The organism is Desertivirga brevis (assembly GCF_017355835.1).
On sequence record NZ_JAFEWF010000001.1, the window covers coordinates 185,127 to 205,637 of the forward strand.

A 20,511-nucleotide genomic window follows, 5' to 3' on the forward strand; every position below is an offset into this window, starting at 1 on the left:
TATGGAGACTTTAAGTTTAGAAATGGCAACTTATTCCAAGTATAAAAATTCGGGTTTTGAATGGATTGGTGAAATTCCCATTCATTGGAAAGTGGAAAAAGGAAAATGGCTATTTCAGAAAGAAAACCGTCTTCCACTCGAGGGGGATGGAATCGTTACTGCTTTTCGTGATGGGCAAGTAACTCTAAGATCTAATAGAAGAGAAGATGGATTTACTAATGCTATACAAGAGCATGGTTACCAAAGGATTAAAAAGGGAGATCTAGTTATCCATGCAATGGATGCATTTGCTGGAGCAATTGGAGTTTCAGATTCCGATGGAAAGTCTTCACCGGTTTATGCTGCTTGCACTCCAAGGCAGAAGGAAACTGTTGACGCTTATTACTACGCTTATCTTTTAAGAAATTTAGCAAAAACTGGTTTTATCGAATCTCTGGCAAAGGGAATAAGGGAACGTTCTACCGATTTTAGATATAAAGATTTTGGATTGCTTGAATTGCCGCTTCCCCCTCTTCCCGAACAAACCGCTATTGCCAATTTCCTTAACAAAAAAACCGAACAAATAGATCAGGCGATTGCACAAAAGGAAAGGCTGATAGAACTTTTAAAAGAACGAAGACAAATCCTTATTCATAAAGCCGTTACCCGCGGGCTTAATCCTGATGTAAAGATGAAGGATAGTGGGGTGGAATGGATTGGGGAGGTGCCGGAGCATTGGAAGGTATCTGCGTTGAGTTATGTCGCCAGAATAGAGACGGGCTCTACGCCGGATAGAACCAGACCGACTTATTGGGGTGGCGATATCCCTTGGGTAAAAACAGGAGAAGTTAATTATACTACAATTAGGACAACAGAGGAAAAAATAACTGAACAAGGTCTAAAAAACTCAGCTACAAGGCTCGCTGAACCTGAAACGATTCTGATGGCGATGTATGGTCAAGGAGTAACAAGAGGTAGGGTTGCAATTCTGGGAGTTCATGCCGCTTATAATCAGGCTTGCTGTGCAATTAAATTCGATCATAGAATCAAACACAAGTTCGGATATTACTTTTTCATCGCCGCCTATCCCCATGTTAGAGATGCAGGTAATGAAACTAGCCAAATGAATCTTAGTTCTGGATATATTTCCAAGTTGAAAGTTCCAATCCCAACTAAAAGCGAACAGGAAGAAATAATCAGCTTTATAGAGTTTTGTAATTTGAAAGCTGATAGTGCCATTATTATCAAAACAAAAGAAATCGATAAGCTCAAAGAATACAAAGCAACATTAATTAATGCTGTGGTAACGGGGAAAATAAAAGTAAGCGCCTAAACATCACTCACTATATGACCAATAAAGTTCTATCAGATATAGAAAAATCATATGATACGGTTCAGGGAACCGCCGCCGCCTCAATATTCAACAAACATTATGAGTATTATAAGAATATAGGAATTGAAACCATAAAGCAGCAGTCGGGCCAGGTTGAACAAGTGAGTGCAGATTATCAGGGACGGGTTATTTTCGAATTATTACAAAACGCCTTTGATAAAGCCGAAAAGAATATTCTGGTAAAGGTAGCTGATAATTCTTTATACGTAGCTAATGACGGCAGCAGTTTTACCTATGTTACCGATTTTGATTATAAGAACGGAACATCGCCAAGAGGCGATTTTCAATCGCTTTGTTCAATATCTACCTCAACGAAACAAATAGCTAGCAGTATCGGGAATAAGGGAGTCGGTTTTAAATCCGCATTCTCCATTGCTGCTGAGAATTATGTTAATATATTCACCCAGGCCGATATTATCAATGAAGACGGTAGCGGCCTTCCGGGACTCATAGCTTTTCGAGTGTACGACTCATTTAAAGATCCGAATTCCATTGATGTTCTTTTTGAAACAGAGCTGAAACTGAACCTGAAACAAAAGATTGAGCAGGTTCAGGTAGAGCGAAAAGACCGTGGAGTACCGGGTTATTACTTTCCTATACAAATTCCCGTAAATGCACAGGTAATTGATGAGCTTTTTGCAGCAGGATTTGTCACTGTAGTTCAAATACCATTTTCCAGAGATAGAGAAGAGAGCATAAAACTGCTTTTTAAGGAAATTGAGAAAATTCATTTCCAGTTTGTTCGGTTAAAGTATGATACAGATTTCGAAATTACTTTTGACTGGGAGGGACAAATTGTCAGAAAAAGAGTAGAACGGAATGTAAAGGGGCTGATTTCGGGAGAGTTGAGGAAAGAGGAAATCCAACGGCTTGCAGAAAAAGCCGGTGTTAAAATAGATACACCGCGGGTAGCTTTTTTTATAGATGAGAATAATCGGGGTAGCTTATTTAACTATTTACCTACAAGAGTTACGTCGCCTTTTAAATATGTTGATTTTCATGCCGATTTTCAGACAAAGGTAGACAGGACCTCTATAAACTTCAATCTTAATAGCGACGTTGGCGCATACAATAACGCATTACTCAAAGCTTGTATTGAGTTGTTTTTTTATAGTCTCAAGTCATCTTACGATGAGGGTGATAAGATGTGCCTGAAATTTAAATATATTGATGAGTCAAGCCTGAAGGGATCCTTTGAGAAGTTTGATTGGAGCCTCCTGAAGCTGGGAGATAGCTCACTTGCTTTTCATCATGTGCGAGATATATTGTCAATCTGGAATTTTTCATATAAGCCCGCTAGTGAGTTTTTAGTTCAGCTTGCAAAGCCTTATTTTTCAGTAAATCGGGCGATAAATGAGCACTCTGCATTCTTTGAAATAGCATCAGAATTTGTAAATCATTTTGGTAGAGAACATAATCAGGATTATAAATGGCTGGATTATTTTAAGAAAGACCTAGGATCTGCATTGATAGCAGGAAATGTTGCCGTTATTCCTGGAGTTGTGCTTTCTGATGATAATGAAGTGTTTTTTCGTAAAGCTTCGGATAAGGTATTACACTTACCTGATTTCGTCAATGTAAGCGTCACGAATTTTGAGGTAAAAGACGAAAGTTTACGCAAGAGTTTACGGATTAAAGACTTTAACGACTATAATGAAATATTAAAGTATTTTAAACAAGTAAGCTTTACTGGAGAATACAGCAGCGATTCCTTATCAGAAGAACAGCAAATCGAAATGTTGAAAAGCATCGCTAAGATGATGAGTAACAAAAACGAATCGATATATTCCAGTACCCATCGCTACGCAAGAGTATTTACTTCAGAATCCAGAAGAAATAATTCGGCGATAAACCAGGCGTATTTCAGTATATCGACTGTTTTTCTTAAGACAGTTGATGGTAATTATAAGCCCTCTCAGCTATGCCGCAGGTCCGATGTGGATGATGTTTTTTTGGGCCGGTTAGAGTTGGGAGATCAGTTGAACGAATTTCTGCGCTTCATCGGAGTATCGTTAGATGACAACTATATCTTCGCTGATAAGCGAATTTTTGATAAGCTGAATGACGGCCTTGACTATATTCCAAGACTAATCAACCGACACGAATCGGATGACAAATTATTTGGAGAAGCATTGTTAAATAACATCAGGGTGATTTCTGAAGAAGGAGAACAAACTCACCCTGCCTTGATAAATAACAACTATTCATTTTTGCAGGGTATAAGTGGTAAAAGTATTAAGGATGAGTTAGCAGTTCTTAAAACAGACTATGAAAAATTTCCGAAGGAATATCTTGAGATCCTATACCAGCATTTAAACAGACCAACTGCTGGAGTAGAACGACTTTATCCTAATCTATTTCATCGGTTTTTTGAAGAACTTAAGCTCGTTCTCATTTCAAATAAAGGTGTTAATGAATGGGTTAAAAGCGATACACACTTTTATGTTGCAAAGAATAGACATGAGTATAATTTGTTAAAGGCACAGGCTATTCCTCTTTTATGTTATTTTGCCTCTGAGCTGCCTGGTGAATTAGTTGCTAAACAAGTAACACTCCAGGAGGGACAAATAAGCAAAGCCGGGCTACTGGAAGTAACTGAAGAATACTCCAAGCTGCTAAACTCGAGAATGCCGTATTTAATGGCTTCTATCAGCAATAGCAGCCTTTCAGAATTAAACTTGAAGAGCGATTCGAGCCGAGTAAAAGACATTCAGTCACTTCTTTCCAAAACACAAGTTTTTGAATGCGAAGAGTTGTCGCAAAATATAAAATGCAAAGAAGCAAATCTTGAGTTTAATAACAGTGCCGATGCGCTGGTAGACAAGGATTTGAGAATTGTTTACATAAAGAAGGGATCTGGTACTAAGACAAAGGCCGAGCTGTTTTCCAGATATCTTTTCAATAACATAAGTATCGTAAGTGAATTTGAACTCATAGTCTTTTTTAAGAGCGTCGAAAATTTAGAATCTGATTTGCCTAAAGAGGATGTGAAACTAATAAAAAGGTTCTGGATCACAGACTATGATACACATTTGCAAAATTTTCAGGTTGAGCTGTTCGACGGCTTAATTGACGATCTATCAAGATTAAAGCCACATTGCCTGGAGTATAGCCGGTCTCACAAGAGTGAAATTATACTTGAAATATTTAACTCTGGCAAACTATATGAACTGGAAACCCGGTTAAGCGCATTAAAATCTAAATACAACGGCTTGTTTGATGATCTTGATCTGCGCATAGATTATGAAATGAATGATAGCCGGATATCTCTTATGCTGGAATTTCTTAAAGCTTTAGATGACGGGGGTGCTGATTTATACATGACTGAATTGGAACAGTTATCTAAAACCATAGGTCAAGAGGAGAGACTAGATGAAATAGAACAGGTACTACGTGAACAATTTCAATTTGACCCTAAGCAACAAGAATTCGCGAACTGTAACCAGTCAAAAAAGAAGTTGAGTTTGGATCGGACTATAGATCAGATTTTCGCGAAATTACCCTCATTGAGTTCGGCTAAGACCAGTTTATTTACTGCTATAGGGGTTGCGAGATCATCCACTTTAGCTATAAACAGTAAAAAACTTATATTTCAGGATAATGAAGCAAGTGTAAAAAATGGTGAGTTTTTAGAACAGACTGGAGCAAAAGGCGAAGAGCAAGTTTTGGGATACTACATACAAAACTTTTTAACGCTATCTTCAGTCGACCGTACAAAAGCAATAAATGAAATGTACGATGTCATTGAACAAAAGTTAGGGAACGATTCGCATGCTGTTTTCAGAGATGCATGCCTATTGGCCATAACAGAAGATGAAGCTTTAATTAAGGCATTAATAAGCTTTTGCTACATCGCTTTACACCACAAATTCTCCTATTTTGATTTAATCGTTTACAAGAATGGAAAGCCGACTATGGTTGAGGTGAAATCAACCAATAGCTCGAATAATGATAGTTTCTACATTTCAATAGCGGAGGTAAATGAAGCAATTAGTGAAGAGAACTATGAAATAGTTCGCGTAACTCCGCAGGAGATAATTTTTATGGGAAACCCAATAAAGCTTCTGGAAGATAAAATAACGTCTATCAACGGTTCGAATTACAGGATGAAGCCAAGAAACTTCAAATTCGAATTTAATCGTCAAGCTAATGACTAGCCTTACTAACGAACAAGCCCTAGAATCAGCTATAGAGAAAAAGCTTACGGGCACCAGCCTTGAAGAGTTAAAATCTTTTGGCATCAACAATGCCTTTGCAGAAGCCAGTGAACAGTACCGTTCCGGAAATGGGTATTGGATTGGGAATGCTCAGGATTTTAACAAAGAGTATGCGATTGATGAAAAGCGTTTCTGGCATTTTCTCGAAACTACTCAAAACATAGAGCTGGAGAAGTTAAAGGGGCAGCCGCAATGGCAATTGCGAATTATTCAGCGGCTCGACCGTATGATTAAAAAGCATGGTGTATTACATGTTCTGCGAAAAGGACTGGATGTAGACGATGCCTCATTTACCTTGATGTACCCGGCGCCTCTTGCTTCGAGTAGTCAGGCTGTAAAAGATAATTTCGAGTCGAACGAGTTTAGTGTTACACGCCAGATTCGATATTCCATAGCGAAGCCTTTGGAAGAAATTGATATGGTGGTATTTGTAAACGGCTTGCCGCTAGCGACGATAGAATTGAAAAATGCCTGGACGGGACAAACAGCCAGAGTAAACGCTATTAAGCAATATAAGTATGACCGGGACCCTTCGCAACCTTTACTTCAATTCGCCCGTTGCCTGGTTCACTTTGCCGTTGATACGGATGAAATCTATATGACGACCAAGTTGAACGGAAAGGATACTTTCTTTTTGCCGTTCAACAAAGGTCATAACCACGGAGCAGGTAATCCACCCAATCCATTTGGTCATAAAACCGCTTATTTATGGGAAGAGGTACTGACCCGTCAAAGCCTATGCAATATCATTCAGCATTTTGTAACGCTGGAAGGAAAGGCTACGGATCCCTTATCAAAGCGAACTCTATTATTTCCCCGCTACCACCAGTTGGATGTGGTGCGTAAGCTTTTATCAGATGCTGCCACAAAAGGGGTAGGGCAAACTTACCTGATTCAGCATTCTGCAGGTTCAGGAAAATCAAATTCCATTACCTGGACCTCTTATCAGTTGATTGAAACCTATCCCGCTGCACCAGATGTTCCGGGAAGCAAAGGTGCCGGTACTCCCTTGTTTGATTCAGTAATTGTAGTGACTGATCGCCGTATTCTGGATAAGCAGTTGCGGGAAACAATTACGGACTTTGTGGAAGTGAAAAAGATCATTGCTCCGGCATTCAGCGCTCAGGAGTTAAGATCAAATCTTGAGAGTGGCAAGAAGATCATTATCACCACCATCCAGAAATTTCCTTTTATTGTAGACGGCATTGCAGATTTAAGTGATAAGCGTTTTGCTGTGATCATTGATGAAGCCCATAGTTCTCAAAGCGGTTCTGCTCATGATAAAATGAACCAGGCTATGGGAAATAATGTATCGGATGAGGATGAAGAGGAGCTTGACGTTCAGGATAAGATTTTGGAAATCATGCGTACCCGTAAAATGCGTGGGAATGCATCTTACTTTGCTTTTACAGCCACTCCAAAAGCTACCACTCTTGAGAAGTTCGGCGTAAAACAGGAAGACGGGACCTTCAAGCCTTTTCATTTATACTCCATGAAGCAGGCAATTGGAGAGGGTTTTATTTTAGATGTCCTGTCAAACTACACCACATACAAAAGCTATTACGAAATAGAGAAGTCGGTAGAGGACAATCCGGAGTTCGAGACCAGCAAAGCGCAGAAGAAGCTACGGGCTTTCGTAGAACAACATCCTGAAACAATCGGAACTAAAGCTGAAATAATGCTTGATCATTTTATTAACAAGGTGGTCAATACCAAGAAGCTAAAGGGAAAAGCTAAGGGGATGGTGGTAACACAAAGTATCGAATCTGCTATCCATTATTTCTTTGCCATACGGGAATTACTTACTAAAAAAGGTTCGCCTTTTAAAGCGATGATTGCCTTTTCCGGAAAGAAGATAGTGAAGGGAATTGAACATACTGAAGATTCCATCAACGGCTTTTCCGGGAAAGACATTAAGGAAAAGTTCGACACGGATGAATACCGCTTGCTTGTTGTTGCCAATAAATTTCTTACTGGCTTTGATCAGCCTAAGCTCACCGCCATGTACATAGATAAGAAGCTGCAGAGCGTTTTGGCTGTACAGGCGCTTTCCAGATTAAACCGCTCGGCAAATTCATTGGGGAAAAAGACAGAAGACCTCTTTATTCTCGATTTCTTCAACTCAGTAGATGAAATTAAAGCTTCTTTCGACCCTTTTTATACTTCTACTACGCTCAGTGCTGCTACTGATGTGAACGTACTTCATGAGCTTAAGGACTTGCTTGATCAGGTAGGAGTGTATGAATGGAAGGAAGTGGAGGATTTCGTCACAAAGTACTTTAATAATGTAGATGCACAGCAGCTAAGCCCTATCATTGATACCGCTGCTGCCCGCTTCAATTCTGAACTGGAATTAACGGATGATGAGAAAGCTGACTTTAAGATTAAAGCTAAACAGTTTGTAAAAATCTATGGACAAGTGGCATGCATCATTCAATATGAAATTGTCCGCTGGGAAAAGTTGTTCTGGTTCCTTAAGTTCCTGATTCCAAAATTAGTTGTGCGAGATAGAGAAGCTGAAGCTTTAGATGAACTGCTCAACTCTGTAGATCTTTCTACTTACGGCCTGGAGCGCACAAAGCTCTCTCATTCTATCGGGCTGGACGATTCGGAGTCTGAATTAAACCCTCAGAATTCTAACCCAAGAGGTGCACATGGGGGAGATGATGAAGAAAAAGATCCGCTTGACTTAATCATACGCAGCTTTAACGAAAAATGGTTCCAGGGCTGGGATGCAACACCTGAAGAGCAGCGAGTGAAGTTCGTAAGCATTGCCCGTCATGTTCAGGAGAATCCGAATTTTCAATCTCAGTTTGTGAATAACCCAGATACTCAGAACAGAGAACTTGCTTTGATGCGGATGATTAATGAGGCGATTAATAAGCAGAGGAAAAGTGAGCTGGAATTGTACAAATTGTATTCGCAGGATGAAGGATTTAAGTTGGCGATGCAGGATACGATTAGGAGGATGTTGAGTTTGTAGGAAAATTATAACATAAGTAAATGAGCACTAAGCTTAAGAACAAAATTAATAGAAGCAATATTATACGCTTTGCATCTTACAAAGCATTTGTAGTTAATAAAAATTTGGTTGAGAACTATCACGCTTATAATCCAAATGTATTTGCCTATTCTTTCTTATTAATAGTATTATTAACTTGGTTAAACACGCCTTTCATAAAAATATTTGAAGAGTTCTTCGTCAATCCTCTTTTTGGGTGGATTCCAGATGAGCCTATGGGAACATGGGTTGGATTAGGGTACATAAGTGTTTTAATTATTTGTTTTAAGTTATTAGACAAAAAGTTCTCTTCACAAAAATACTTGGCGTCCTCCCTTTTTATATCTCTATTGTTTTGGATAAGTATACTTTATTGGTTTGAAAGATTAATTATCAAGAAATACTACTTTATTCCCATTTTTTCTCACAAATATTTAGAGGGTTTTCCAGTCATTCTTGACCCCATTTTCATATTTATCTTTATAGCTTTTTTTAAATACCTAAAAGCCTCTATAAATCTTAAGCCCCTTAAAAACCAGCCTTCTTTTGTTAATACAGATCAACCAATCAAATATATTTCAGATGACTTGTTAGAACGAAAACAATTTGTAAAAAAAATTGGGGACAAAATAAATGAATTAAGAACAGCCAATAATCACAGCTTTGTAATTGGAATTAACGGCAAATGGGGTTTTGGAAAAAGCTCAATTTTGAAGATATTGTATGAGTACCTCGATTCTAAATCTGTTAAGGTTGAGTTCAATCCATGGATTTCTAATAATAACAACAATTTAATACAAGATTTTTTTAATACCCTTGATAAAACGCTGTCCGGTTACATTTCGACTTCAAACATATTCATTAAATACGGAGAAAGCCTTTCAAAAATTGACTCTGACAAAAATCCCTTAAAACCTTTTGGTTCTTTCTTCAAAGAAAAGGTTTTACAAGAAAGATTTGCAGAAATAACTTCCCTGATAAAGAAAATTCATAAGCCAGTCTATGTATTTATTGATGACATTGATAGGCTTAATAAAGAGGAGATATTTGATATTCTTAGGTTAATAAGAAGTTCTGCCAGCTTTCCCAATATGATATTTATTGTAGCATATGACCGATCTTATATAGAGGAAGCTTTGGCGGAACTCAAGATACCACACAGTGATCGTTATTTAGAAAAAATAATTCAATTAGAGGTAGAGCTACCAAGAATTAGGGAGACAATCATGCCATCACTTTTGATAAAAGAGTTGGAAAATAGATTAGCATTTAATTTTAATCAAACACAGAAAATCTATTATGACGAAGCATTATTGCAGTTGAGTAATTTAGTTTTCGGACATTCCACGCACTCTGGCACTATTAAGTACGGTGTTTACAAGCACCTAGGAAAAATATTCTTCAATATGCGGGATATCAACCGATTCTGTAACTCGTTTATTACCAAATACAGTGTCTTGTTTGAAGCACTATATTTACCTGATATTTTTATAGTAGAACTGTTAAAGTTTGTTTCACCCAAAATTTATAATTTGATCGCTACTGGTAGAAACTTCCTGGTGGATGAAAACATTAATGGAACCGGCTTGATCGGTCTAACGTTCTACTCAACGGCCTATAATAAAAGTCCTTTTGATTTAAGGGAATATTATGAGATTAATGAAAAGGTTAAACTATTAGAATCGGACGCCACTAGGCAACCGGTAATAATGTCGTTACTAGAATCTTTAATCTCAGAACCACTTCCTAGTGAGAAGAATAATGAGTTTAGTATTTATTACCGAGATTATTATGAAAGCTATTTTACGCTTGTAGTAACAGATAACGAGATTAGTACAAACTTCGTGCAATCTTTAATCTCCGTTAACCCATGAAGTCGCAACGGCATTTTAATATTCAAAAGGAGGTGAGTCGAATTTTAGATAGCGGCAAAGGAGATAAATTGTTGCAAAAGCTGGAGTTTGAATATGTTATCAACAATAAGGAAGAATTCGCAAATTACCTTACGATAATTACTTGCTTTATAGAGAATAGCTTTTTTAGAGAAGCTGGCTCTAATTTGCTTTTAAGGAAGATATTAAAGAATCTTGAAAGGTACAGGTTTCTTTCTAATAGTATGGAGGCTTTTGAGATCTTGCGAGAGATCGCTATCTTTCCATATGTAGGGCTGTCGCAAATGGTCAAGCGGTTAATTGCAACAATAATATATCAAAGGGAGGATGATTTCGAGATAATTAAGAGTTGGCCCGATAAAGATTATCTAGCCAATTTTAATATCTATTTATTACGAAGCAACCTGGAAAAGAACCCAAAAGATGCAGTGGATGCAACACAATTGTTATATAACTGTGTGATTGATATTCTAAAAGAAGACTCAAGAATCATTCTTAGTTCTGAAGCAACTAAGCAATTTAAAAGTCACTTAGATCTGAGCAGAGAATTTTTGATGTCCTATTTATCCTGTTTTATTCGCTTTAAGTGGTACGGAGGATCGAGGGAGTGGAGTGAGGGTAGAGAGATTGTACCTGAACCATTTTATACTCAAATTTTTGGTTCTGCGAAAGACTTTATTGCATTCCTGGAAATGCAGAAATTTAAAGAAAGCTCTCAAGCAGACAGTTACAAATTGATTTCAGATATTGTAGATTTTATAAAAGCATTTTTGACCCGAGAAGTTGTGCTGTATGATAGAATAGATATTCAAGTTAATTTACATAAGCATCTAATTCAGGAATTAAAGCCGAATAGACAATGACATTAAAAGAAGCAGTACTTAAAAGTTTAGAAGACATAGGTGGAATTACTAACTACTCAACAGTTTATAAACACGTAGTAGAGAACAACTATTACGACTTTAAAACTAATAAAACACCTGGGAATACAATTTCAGCTATCCTTGGTGACTTTGTTCGTGCTGGTGATACTAGGGTAAAACGAATAGGTCAAGAAGGTGGGACCTATTCTTATTATCTTACCAAAAACGAGTCGAATATATCGATAGAAGTATTAAGTGGCTCTACAGTATCCCAATCTTCATCGGACCAGAAGCCAATAAAAACCGAAACATACGACGAGCGGGATTTGCATTTGCTTTTAAGTAGCTATCTGAAAAATGCCGGTATATATTCGAAAACTATATTTCATGAACAATCTACTTACAACAAAGACAGTAATCAAATCTGGACGCATCCGGATATGATTGGAATCAAATTTCTGAATTTGCAGTCCAATGCAAGTAGGAATTTCTTGAAATCTGTCAACCGAGTAGATAGTTTTAAACTCAGTTCTTATGAGCTTAAGAAGGAAATTAATACTGACGCTGAGCTTAAGAAGGCATATTTTCAGGCTGTATCTAACTCAAGTTGGGCGAATTATGGGTATTTAGTAGCGTTTGAATTTAGCAGTGGTTTAAATGAAGAGATAGAACGACTTAACCAATCTTTCGGTATAGGTGTTATACAGTTGGACGCTAATCCATTCAAAACTAAAACTTTATTCCCAGCACAGTACCGAGATTTGGATTTCAAAACGATAGATAAGCTTTGCAAGATTAATAAGGACTTTGAAAGGTTTATTGAACACACGGAAACAGTGTTGGTAGCGGAGGAAAAGTATCATAAGGCAGTTGAGAAGGAATTAGACGAATTCTGCGATTCTTACTTGAAGACTGATGAGCAAGTTCAAAAATACTGTCAGGAAAAACATATTCCGTACTTTTTAGAACAAGACCTGCAGGAGGGATAACGCTTTTATAACCCTTAGATTAAAAACAGTTGAAACCGAGTAAGAAGTTTTTAGAATTTTTAGAGCAAAAGCTTAAGGTAGGTAATATTAGATCTATTCATCTCAATGCTGTTCCGGGCAAAAGCAACAAGAGATTAGACATTTCATTGTTGAAGTATTTGCAGGTTGATCAACCGTCTCTGTTTCTATCAGAACTTTTGAACAAGAAATGCTTTACACATAAGATAAGTGCGAAGGATGTTAATTTGAGCAAGGCTAAACAGGAAACACTCGTTTACATTGATTCTGTTTTCAAGAAACTTGAAAATATTTACCTCGAGAATATAAGTGATGAGTTGGAGCACGGGGTAAAGACATTTGCATGCGGATACCCTCTTTTAGTCAAACGCGCAACAGACGATCAGAAGAAGGTGATTATTGCGCCTTTGATCATCTGGAGGTTGGATCTAAAGATGGATCCACGAAATAATAACTTATATACCATAAGCAGGTCGGAAGAGGATGATATTTTTTTCAATCCCCAACTTAAGGCCTTTTTAAAGTCGGATGAGAAGCTTGAAGTAAGTGGAGTTCCGGATGAGCTTTTGGAAGATGGCATTTTACAAGAAGATGAACTACTGAAGGTCATCAATCAGACATTACGGGAGCTGAAGAGCCCTGAAGTTGAGCAACTGGAGGAAGTGTCGGCATGCGAGGATAAGACGACACTTGTTAAAAGAACAGGAAATACTGCCTGGATTAAGTGGAGCGGGGTATTTGGTTTATTTCGATCACAAAAGGAATCAATTATAAAAGATATTGAAGAGTTGATTTCAGGGTACGATAAATACACATTGGAGCCGCCTGAGAATGCCTTCAAAGATAGTTTTATTACAAGCGCCAATGCTGTAGATCCAAGTCAGGAAGAATTGCTTAATAATTTAAATACCAACCAAAAGATCATCATTCAAGGTCCCCCGGGCACCGGTAAAAGCCAGTCCCTGACAGCTTTGATTACTCATGCTCTTGCTCACGGAAGAAAAGTGCTTGTGGTGTGTGAGAAAAAGACAGCAATAGAAGTATTGTACAATAATTTAAGCAAGCTTGGCTTGGGCCATTTGAGTGCAACGGTAGACGATATAAATAAGGATAGGAAAAAACTTGTTACTTACGTTAGATCGCTCATTGATGATCCACAATCTGTTCCTGGTGCAATTAATATAAGCAAACACCAATTGTTACATAACCGGTTTGTAGAGGTTAGAAGCAGAGTGGTTAGCAAATTAAACAACACCAGAACAAAGTTCTTCTCAGACTATACCTGGAAGGAAGTAGTTTCTGAGTACTTATATCATAAAGGGTTTGAAGGGAAGGAGTTAATTACAGGCATTAGTGAATTTGAGCTGGAATTAAGCTTCGATGAATTCGAATATTTATGCAGTTTGATCTCGGATTCCCAAAGTTTATATGGTCAGATAGCGACGATAAATCCTGAGTACGATTTTTTAAATCAAAAATTATTTCAGGAGAATGTGTCTCAAAAAAGATTGCTTGAATTACGGGAACTCATCACTAGTAAGCAGCTTCAGGTCAACGAGCTTACTGAAAGAGTACTTGCTGCTAAAAGGAAATATGAAGCAAGCACGATAGCGAAAAGCGTTCAACCTGGAATATTTAATAAGTTATTAGCACTTTTTAATAAGAAGCTAGCCGGGGCAATAAAGGAAACAGAGGAAATTGACCTTTTGTACAAGAAATTATCAATTGATATTTCGATGGTCCTTGATGCGGATTTAAGCATTCCGGATAAAAATAGCTTTCACAGTACACTTAATGAAAATCTAGATTCTATTAGTAGTTTGTTTTCCGATATTCTAAAAGATTTCGGAACGTTTACGCAGTTTTATAGCTGGAGGAATCATGCCCAGTCGGTTAAGAAACAGTGTTATTATAAGTTACTAAAAGATCTTACCAATGCTAAAGATCAGGACTGGCTTCAAGTTTTCAAAGGCTGGTATTTCCATTGCTTGCTATTAATGAACGAGCAGACGGTAGGGCAGGTAATAAAGGACGATCAGGAAATTATTCAGTTGAGGGATGCGGATAGCGAATTGCGTAAAAGCCAGATTGGAGCGATCTGTCATAAATGGAGAGAGATTATAATTAGTAGTATCAATAAACAGCCGAGAAACGATATTAAGCAGCTGTATAATCTGGCAAAGAATAAAAAGTACAACGTTAGGAATTCTTTAAGACGGTTGATTGAGCATAACTTTAATTTCTTTACGAATATTTTTCCTGTTGTTTTCGTAAATCCGTCAACCGCTTCTTCTATTTTGCCGCTTAAAGAAAACCTCTTCGACTATATAATATTTGATGAAGCTAGTCAGCTAAAAATTGAAGATACCTTCGCTGCTCTTGTAAGAGGGAAATACCGTATAGTTTCCGGAGATATGCACCAAATGCCGCCTTCGGATTCATTTGCCACTAAAGGTGTGTTAGATTCAGTGGATTCCGTTGAAGATGAAGAAATAGAAAATGATATTGACGCAGCAGATAAAGAATCTTTATTAAAGTTCGCTGATGATAAGGGCTACAAGTTTAGTTACCTTAATTTTCACTATCGATCAAGGCATCCTTATTTGATCGACTTTTCCAATGCTGCATTCTATGATTCCCGATTAGTGCCTATGCCGGCAGGTAAAAACTATAGTCCGATTTCTTTTATTTCCGTTAACGGTGTTTATGAAAATAATACTAATCCAACTGAGGCTAAAAAAGTCGTTGAGATACTACTAGACGAGATTGTGCCTGACGAAACAGGAGAATTGCCTTCTGTGGGTGTTGCCACCTTTAATATCATGCAGAGAAATCTTATTTATGAGCTTATTTTCCAGGCTGCTGAGCAGTCTGAAGAAGCCTACGAAAAGATTTCAGCGCTGAATAGGTCTGGACTTTTTGTAAAAAATTTAGAGAATATTCAAGGAGACGAGCGGGATATCATTATCATGTCAACAACTTTCGGTTACGACGTTACCGGCAACTTTGCTCAGCGCTTCGGTCCGATTAATCAGGAAAAAGGATATAAGCTTCTTAATGTTATTGTAACTCGTGCAAAATCTAAATTGTACGTCCTGACCTCTATTCCTAATAAATACTATTCCAAATATCAGCAGGAACTGGTTACTTCAGGAAATAAGGGTAAAGGCGTATTTTATGCTTATCTGGCTTACGCTGAAGCTTGTAGCCTGAAGAATGAACAGGTGAGGCAAAATATACTTGGTTTGCTTGAACAGAATAGTGAAAGCAATGGTGGGGCAATAGCTAGCAAATCTGAATCTTTAGGAAATACGGAATCAGTTTTTGAAGAAGAGGTTTTAAATTATCTGAACCAATATTTGCCGGATCTCGATGTACAGCTACAGTACAAGCTAGGGGGATTCAGGATCGATATGATGGTGCTGGATAATTTAAATCAACCAATTATAGCAATTGAATGCGATGGTAAAAGCTACCACAGTTCTGCTGAAGCGTACCGTTATGACTTGCACCGGCAAAAAATTATTGAAGATCTAGGAATAAAAGTATACCGGATATGGTCCACGAACTGGTGGATAGATCCACTTGCGGAGACGAATAAGCTGGTTAAGTTTATTGAGGGGAATTTAAAAGTTGAACTAAGTTCTATTGTCTACAAATAGTAGTGCTTATATTCCAGGTTTAAAATCAAATTAAACTTAAATTACAAAATATATGATGAATTTGATAGTGGAAAAGGAAGATGAAAGTACCGACCGGATGCGCCGGTTAGGCTATAAAATTATTGTAGATCCGATAGTTTTTAAAGTTGCCGAAGTTAGGAAAGTTCTATCTCCTGGAGCAATGATAGTTGGAACCTATCATTTTTTAGATTCAATAGTTGTTGATTACAATAGGGGAACAGGAACTGCATATCTAAGGGCAAGAGCTGCTGCTATTATTAAAGTTGAAGACAAGACCTACGGGGTTGTGGATCATTTTAACGTTAGCAACCTTTTATCTGGATTTTCTGCAAAAGTTGTGGGAGCTGGAAAAATTAAGGGGTACGATCTATATGAGAACTTCAGTGGAGATAATGATATGGATAAAAAGAGGAATTATATTGAAAATCATATAATCAATAACGCTATAGAAGTAGTAAGGGAAACCAGTCCAAATTGTATCGAATGGAGGTTTATCAAAAAGTCCGAATACATGGCAAGAATCCAATCTATCGCTGGCTCACTTGATTTTACGGAATATCTTTCGGCTAAAGAGTATGAGTTAATAAAAGACTAGAAGCTGTTTTCTAATAATAAATAAAGGTAGGTTATCAATAAACTTATTGTGGTTCTCAAAGAAATCTAATATACCGTTCGAAATTAAACGCATACCCCGCACTACAACTTCATCTTTTAAATGAGCTCCAAGTTCAATTGGTTCGCTTTTTCGTGATCCGACTATGTACCACCTCTCATCTTCTTTTCGAACGGCAAAACTTGCATTTTTATTTTTCTGTAAATATCCAACTGCTTGGGAAAAGTAACTTGTCCATTCTTTTTTCCTCGATTTATTTTATCAAAAAATTTTGTTATATGCACTATACATTGCGTTTGGTTTATGTCAATAGCTATATTCTGAATTCATATTTCCCCATGGATGCCAAAACCAGCCGGTGAAGCCTGGATATAAACTAATATTGTTGTAAAGTAAACCGATATCGTATCCCTCTCTAGGGTACCGGATGCCTCCAGGTGTACATATGGCATAAGGAAGTCCATCTTTCGTAACATAACTTGGCCTATTAATTCGTGAATCAATACCAGCATCATCGAAAGTTCCAAAAAGGGATTTAGTTACAAGATCTGTAGCTGTTCTGCCAGGCAAATGTATCTCATATCGTTGACCTTGGTTAATCCGGAAAATAAAAGGATTATACTCTCCAAATCCAAAATCTATAAAACGTGGTCCATTTTTAAGCTTTAGTATAAATTCGTATGTCTTAGGTGCAATATATGCCTCACCTTTAATGGTATTCATCCCGTTCATTTCCTCCAAGGAGTTTTTGAAAAAGATGAGAGTTGCCCTTGTTTGCCCTTTTTCTAAGGTAGCACCCTGCACGCTTTCCACACCGTTGGTAGATACTGGAAACTCAATACCAAACCCGTTAGGAAATATACCTCCGCGGGCTTCAAGAACATATTTCCCTTTGACTTCAACTACTCGATTTTGGGCATTGGTTATTACCCTTAATTGATATCTAAATACAAGATCATTCATATCAAAATCACCTTTCTGAGGCCACATATCTTCAAATAGCAGCGAATTATAATGTCCAGAACTTTCCGCGATATTATAGGGGTAGTAGCTGTAAAAGGCCCTTTCTGGATCGTTAGGAAACTGATCAAAAGAACCCCAAATTCCATCACGATCAGGATCTTCATATCCTCCTTCACCATTTCCTTCCGTACAGATGTTTGGTTGGATAAATAGATTGCACCCCTGCCTAGCCCCGGTACCAAAGAAGGAGGGAGGGATCAACTTGGAATAACATAATTGAATATTTCCAGTGATCTTTTTTATTCCAGCATCAAATGCATCTTGACTTATATATCCAGGCACTTTGACAACAGAATAAGTACCGGTAACCTCGCCGGAGAAGTCAACAATATTAGCGGTCGAAAAAACTGAATTTGTAAGTTCAACTTTTGAACTAGGATAGATACGAGTATTTGCTTTTACCAAAATACTTCCTCCGTTACTGCTTAAAAGTTTTTTTACGTTCAAATTGTTAGCCGTAAGCTTACAGGTATTCGAAATTATGCCACGCTCTAGTACTGTCAGTTCACCGACGTTAGCCGATCTCTTATTAAAAAATGTTCCATTAACAACTTCTAAAGATCCCGAAACCAAGGTTCCTTCATTCACAAGAGTCCGTCCTCCTTCAATTGTAATAGGACCATCAACAGCTAATGATCCACTGTTTACAAAATCAGTACTGATATAGAGCTTCGAGGCAGTCACGTAGCCCATGTTGATTAACATGTGGTTGAGTTGGGTTAATCGCAGATCTTGAAAATGAATTCCTGTTTCAGTGCTTAGAATTATGGAGCAGGGAGAGCTTCCCGAATCAAATTTAACGGATTTAACCACAAGACCAGAACCGCAGATATTAACTTTTCCGCCACCCGGTCCAAATTCTATATCAAACGTTTTATCACTGCTATTAATACAAATCGACTTACCATCTTCGACGGTTACCACTTGATTGTCAGAAGTTAAGATAATGGGCTTTGAGCATTCAGAATTGCAATTAGGTGGATATCGATTATACTGCTTTATCAGTATATCATAAGGGTCCACCATTTCCGGATAAAACAAAGTTTTGCTTGAACTTTTAGAGTAAGAAGTTGGATTAGCAATAGGTGTTGTAAATGTTAGATCAGCTTCAGGTCGTGGCAAGTCTAATGCTTGTGAATCATTTGAATTATCGGGGGCTGTCTTGATGACATAAATACGATCTATATTTCCAGAAACCTTGAAACTAGCAGCGAATGAAGATGATTTACTTGCAGCTCCCTGCACATATAGATTTCCTTTTCCATCATACACAGAAATGATAAAAGCTGCATCGCCAAAACGAGTATCGGCAATATTTACATTTAATTTGACTGGTGAAGTGGACTCCCAATTAAACCCTTCTGGAGGCTTAGCATCAGCGAGTTTCTGGGACTTTGAATTTGGGCCTTCGGCCTTTTTGCAGGAATTAAAAAAAATTGAAAGCAGAACAATGCTTAACCTGAAAAGAAAAGAGATGCGCATCAGTAAAGGTTGCTAATGAAATAATTTTTCCCTTTTTTGGGGATTTCTAAACTCAAAGCAAATATATAATAATAGTCGATTATTTGCTAGTAGTGTTAGACCGAGGAAAACGAAGGTGTAAGTTTAAAGGTCTCACTTAATTACCTATTGTAAAAAGAGTTTTAATATTTAACCTCGCGTGTTCTTTTAATACAGGATTAACAACCTTCTATTTAGTAAACACAAGAAAATCAATAATTAAGGACGCCACTTCTCCTTCTTCTGTAATCCCCCAATAGCTAGGATAAACTCCATCACCGAAGCCAGATTGGAACATAATGATGTTATTTGCTGAATTAGGAATTTTAAAGTTTACCCAATCACCAGCATCGTTTGGATCATCTTTAACCTCAGCGTTCTTCTTAAATTCTGTTGCTAAAAGATCATCGTAGATATTATTGCCTGGATGCTCCTTCATGAATTTGTTTTCGAATTCCTGGTACTCAATAACTGTTGACTTATCTGCAAAACAGGCCAAGCCAGCGTCTACGGGAAAGCCTAAATACTCATCCTTTGCTAAGTCGGAGATGTTATCATTCATCTTCAGAGCAAGAACCCATTTTAATGCTTTCTTTTCTGAGAATTTCAGTTGCGCCAGAGCATACCGGTTTCCGCTTGAATCAGTTTTTGCAACGACAACATTAACAGGATATTTACCAGGATTAACTGGTTTTGTAAAAGGTTCTGGTGATAACATAACGAGGGGATCTCCGGCTACTATTAATCCCGTAGGAAGTGTAAGTTCGCCTAGATTTAATATTTCAAGAGGGGTGGAGTTGTAAGAATCATGGTTTAGTAGTAGGTTGTAGTCGACCATGGATAAATGTTCCTGATATTCACTTCCTGGTGCCTTTTTTTCAACCATTACCCTCTTTGTTAACTCAGGCTTTTTACTGTCCTTAACCCGGTAGTATATAATAAATATAATTGCTATAAATACTAAAGCTAAGATGAATGGGATTAAGGACTTAGACATGGGAAATTGGAAGTTACTCATTAAAGAATTAGGAAAGATACAAAACAGATTTATAGTAGGTCTAAAAACACCAGAACCGGCGGACCAATAAGTGCAAAAAAGTGTAATGAAAAGGATAACCAATTAACTGTTCGATTAAAGAACTTATACAATCCCCGGAGGAACATTATCAGTGTTGCTATCCATAGGAAGAAAGGAAGCATGATGTCTAGATTTGGAGTGCAAGGGCCAGATTTAAAGTGGACGCTTGATTCAACATAGAAAAGAAAAGGAATTGCTAGGCCATAATAGATGGCGGTGTAATAGGGCCGTAAGGAGGATGTTGTTTCGGTATTAGGTTTTT

General features: G+C 37.6%; 10 protein-coding genes. 8 read left to right on the forward strand and 2 right to left on the reverse strand.

Annotated features, from left to right (window positions below):
- Window position 1: 1 nt before the first annotated feature.
- From J4N25_RS00790 to J4N25_RS00825, 8 genes are read left to right on the forward strand one after another with little or no spacing between them, the layout of a single operon-like run.
- Entirely contained in the window at window positions 2-1,312 is a 1,311-nt protein-coding gene (locus tag J4N25_RS00790; RefSeq protein ID WP_207420232.1) for a restriction endonuclease subunit S, read from the forward strand.
- A 14-nt stretch (window positions 1,313-1,326) separates the two neighbouring features.
- Window positions 1,327-5,529 (forward strand): sacsin N-terminal ATP-binding-like domain-containing protein, encoded by a 4,203-nt coding sequence (locus tag J4N25_RS00795; RefSeq protein ID WP_207420233.1) that lies wholly within the window; start codon window positions 1,327-1,329, stop codon window positions 5,527-5,529.
- Window positions 5,522-8,572, forward strand: coding sequence for a type I restriction endonuclease subunit R (locus J4N25_RS00800; RefSeq protein ID WP_207420234.1), 3,051 nt, complete (start codon window positions 5,522-5,524; stop codon window positions 8,570-8,572). Before J4N25_RS00795 ends, J4N25_RS00800 begins: the two co-directional genes overlap by 8 nt.
- 20 nt (window positions 8,573-8,592) lie before the next feature.
- Window positions 8,593-10,464: a KAP family P-loop NTPase fold protein gene (locus J4N25_RS00805; RefSeq protein WP_207420235.1), complete on the forward strand. Its 1,872-nt coding sequence runs from the start codon at window positions 8,593-8,595 to the stop codon at window positions 10,462-10,464.
- Window positions 10,461-11,345 carry a hypothetical protein gene (locus tag J4N25_RS00810; RefSeq protein ID WP_207420236.1) on the forward strand — a complete coding sequence of 295 codons (885 nt, stop codon included), beginning with the start codon at window positions 10,461-10,463 and terminating at the stop codon, window positions 11,343-11,345. The genes J4N25_RS00805 and J4N25_RS00810 overlap by 4 nt, the downstream gene beginning before the upstream one ends.
- A complete protein-coding gene (locus tag J4N25_RS00815) occupies window positions 11,342-12,334 on the forward strand; it encodes a hypothetical protein (RefSeq protein ID WP_207420237.1) in 993 nt (330 codons plus the stop codon). Before J4N25_RS00810 ends, J4N25_RS00815 begins: the two co-directional genes overlap by 4 nt.
- Before the next feature lie 29 nt (window positions 12,335-12,363).
- Window positions 12,364-16,014: a PDDEXK-like endonuclease domain-containing protein gene (locus tag J4N25_RS00820; protein WP_207420238.1), complete on the forward strand. Its 3,651-nt coding sequence runs from the start codon at window positions 12,364-12,366 to the stop codon at window positions 16,012-16,014.
- Window positions 16,015-16,066: 52 nt separating this feature from the next.
- Window positions 16,067-16,630: a hypothetical protein gene (locus J4N25_RS00825; protein ID WP_207420239.1), complete on the forward strand. Its 564-nt coding sequence runs from the start codon at window positions 16,067-16,069 to the stop codon at window positions 16,628-16,630.
- Window positions 16,631-16,954: 324 nt separating this feature from the next.
- Here the strand turns inward: J4N25_RS00825 and J4N25_RS00830 are convergent, their stop codons facing one another.
- Window positions 16,955-19,153, reverse strand: coding sequence for an LruC domain-containing protein (locus J4N25_RS00830; RefSeq protein ID WP_207420240.1), 2,199 nt, complete (start codon window positions 19,151-19,153; stop codon window positions 16,955-16,957).
- Between the two features lie 208 nt (window positions 19,154-19,361).
- A complete protein-coding gene (locus J4N25_RS00835) occupies window positions 19,362-20,057 on the reverse strand; it encodes a DUF4241 domain-containing protein (RefSeq protein ID WP_207420241.1) in 696 nt (231 codons plus the stop codon).
- Between the last annotated feature and the right edge of the window lie 454 nt (window positions 20,058-20,511).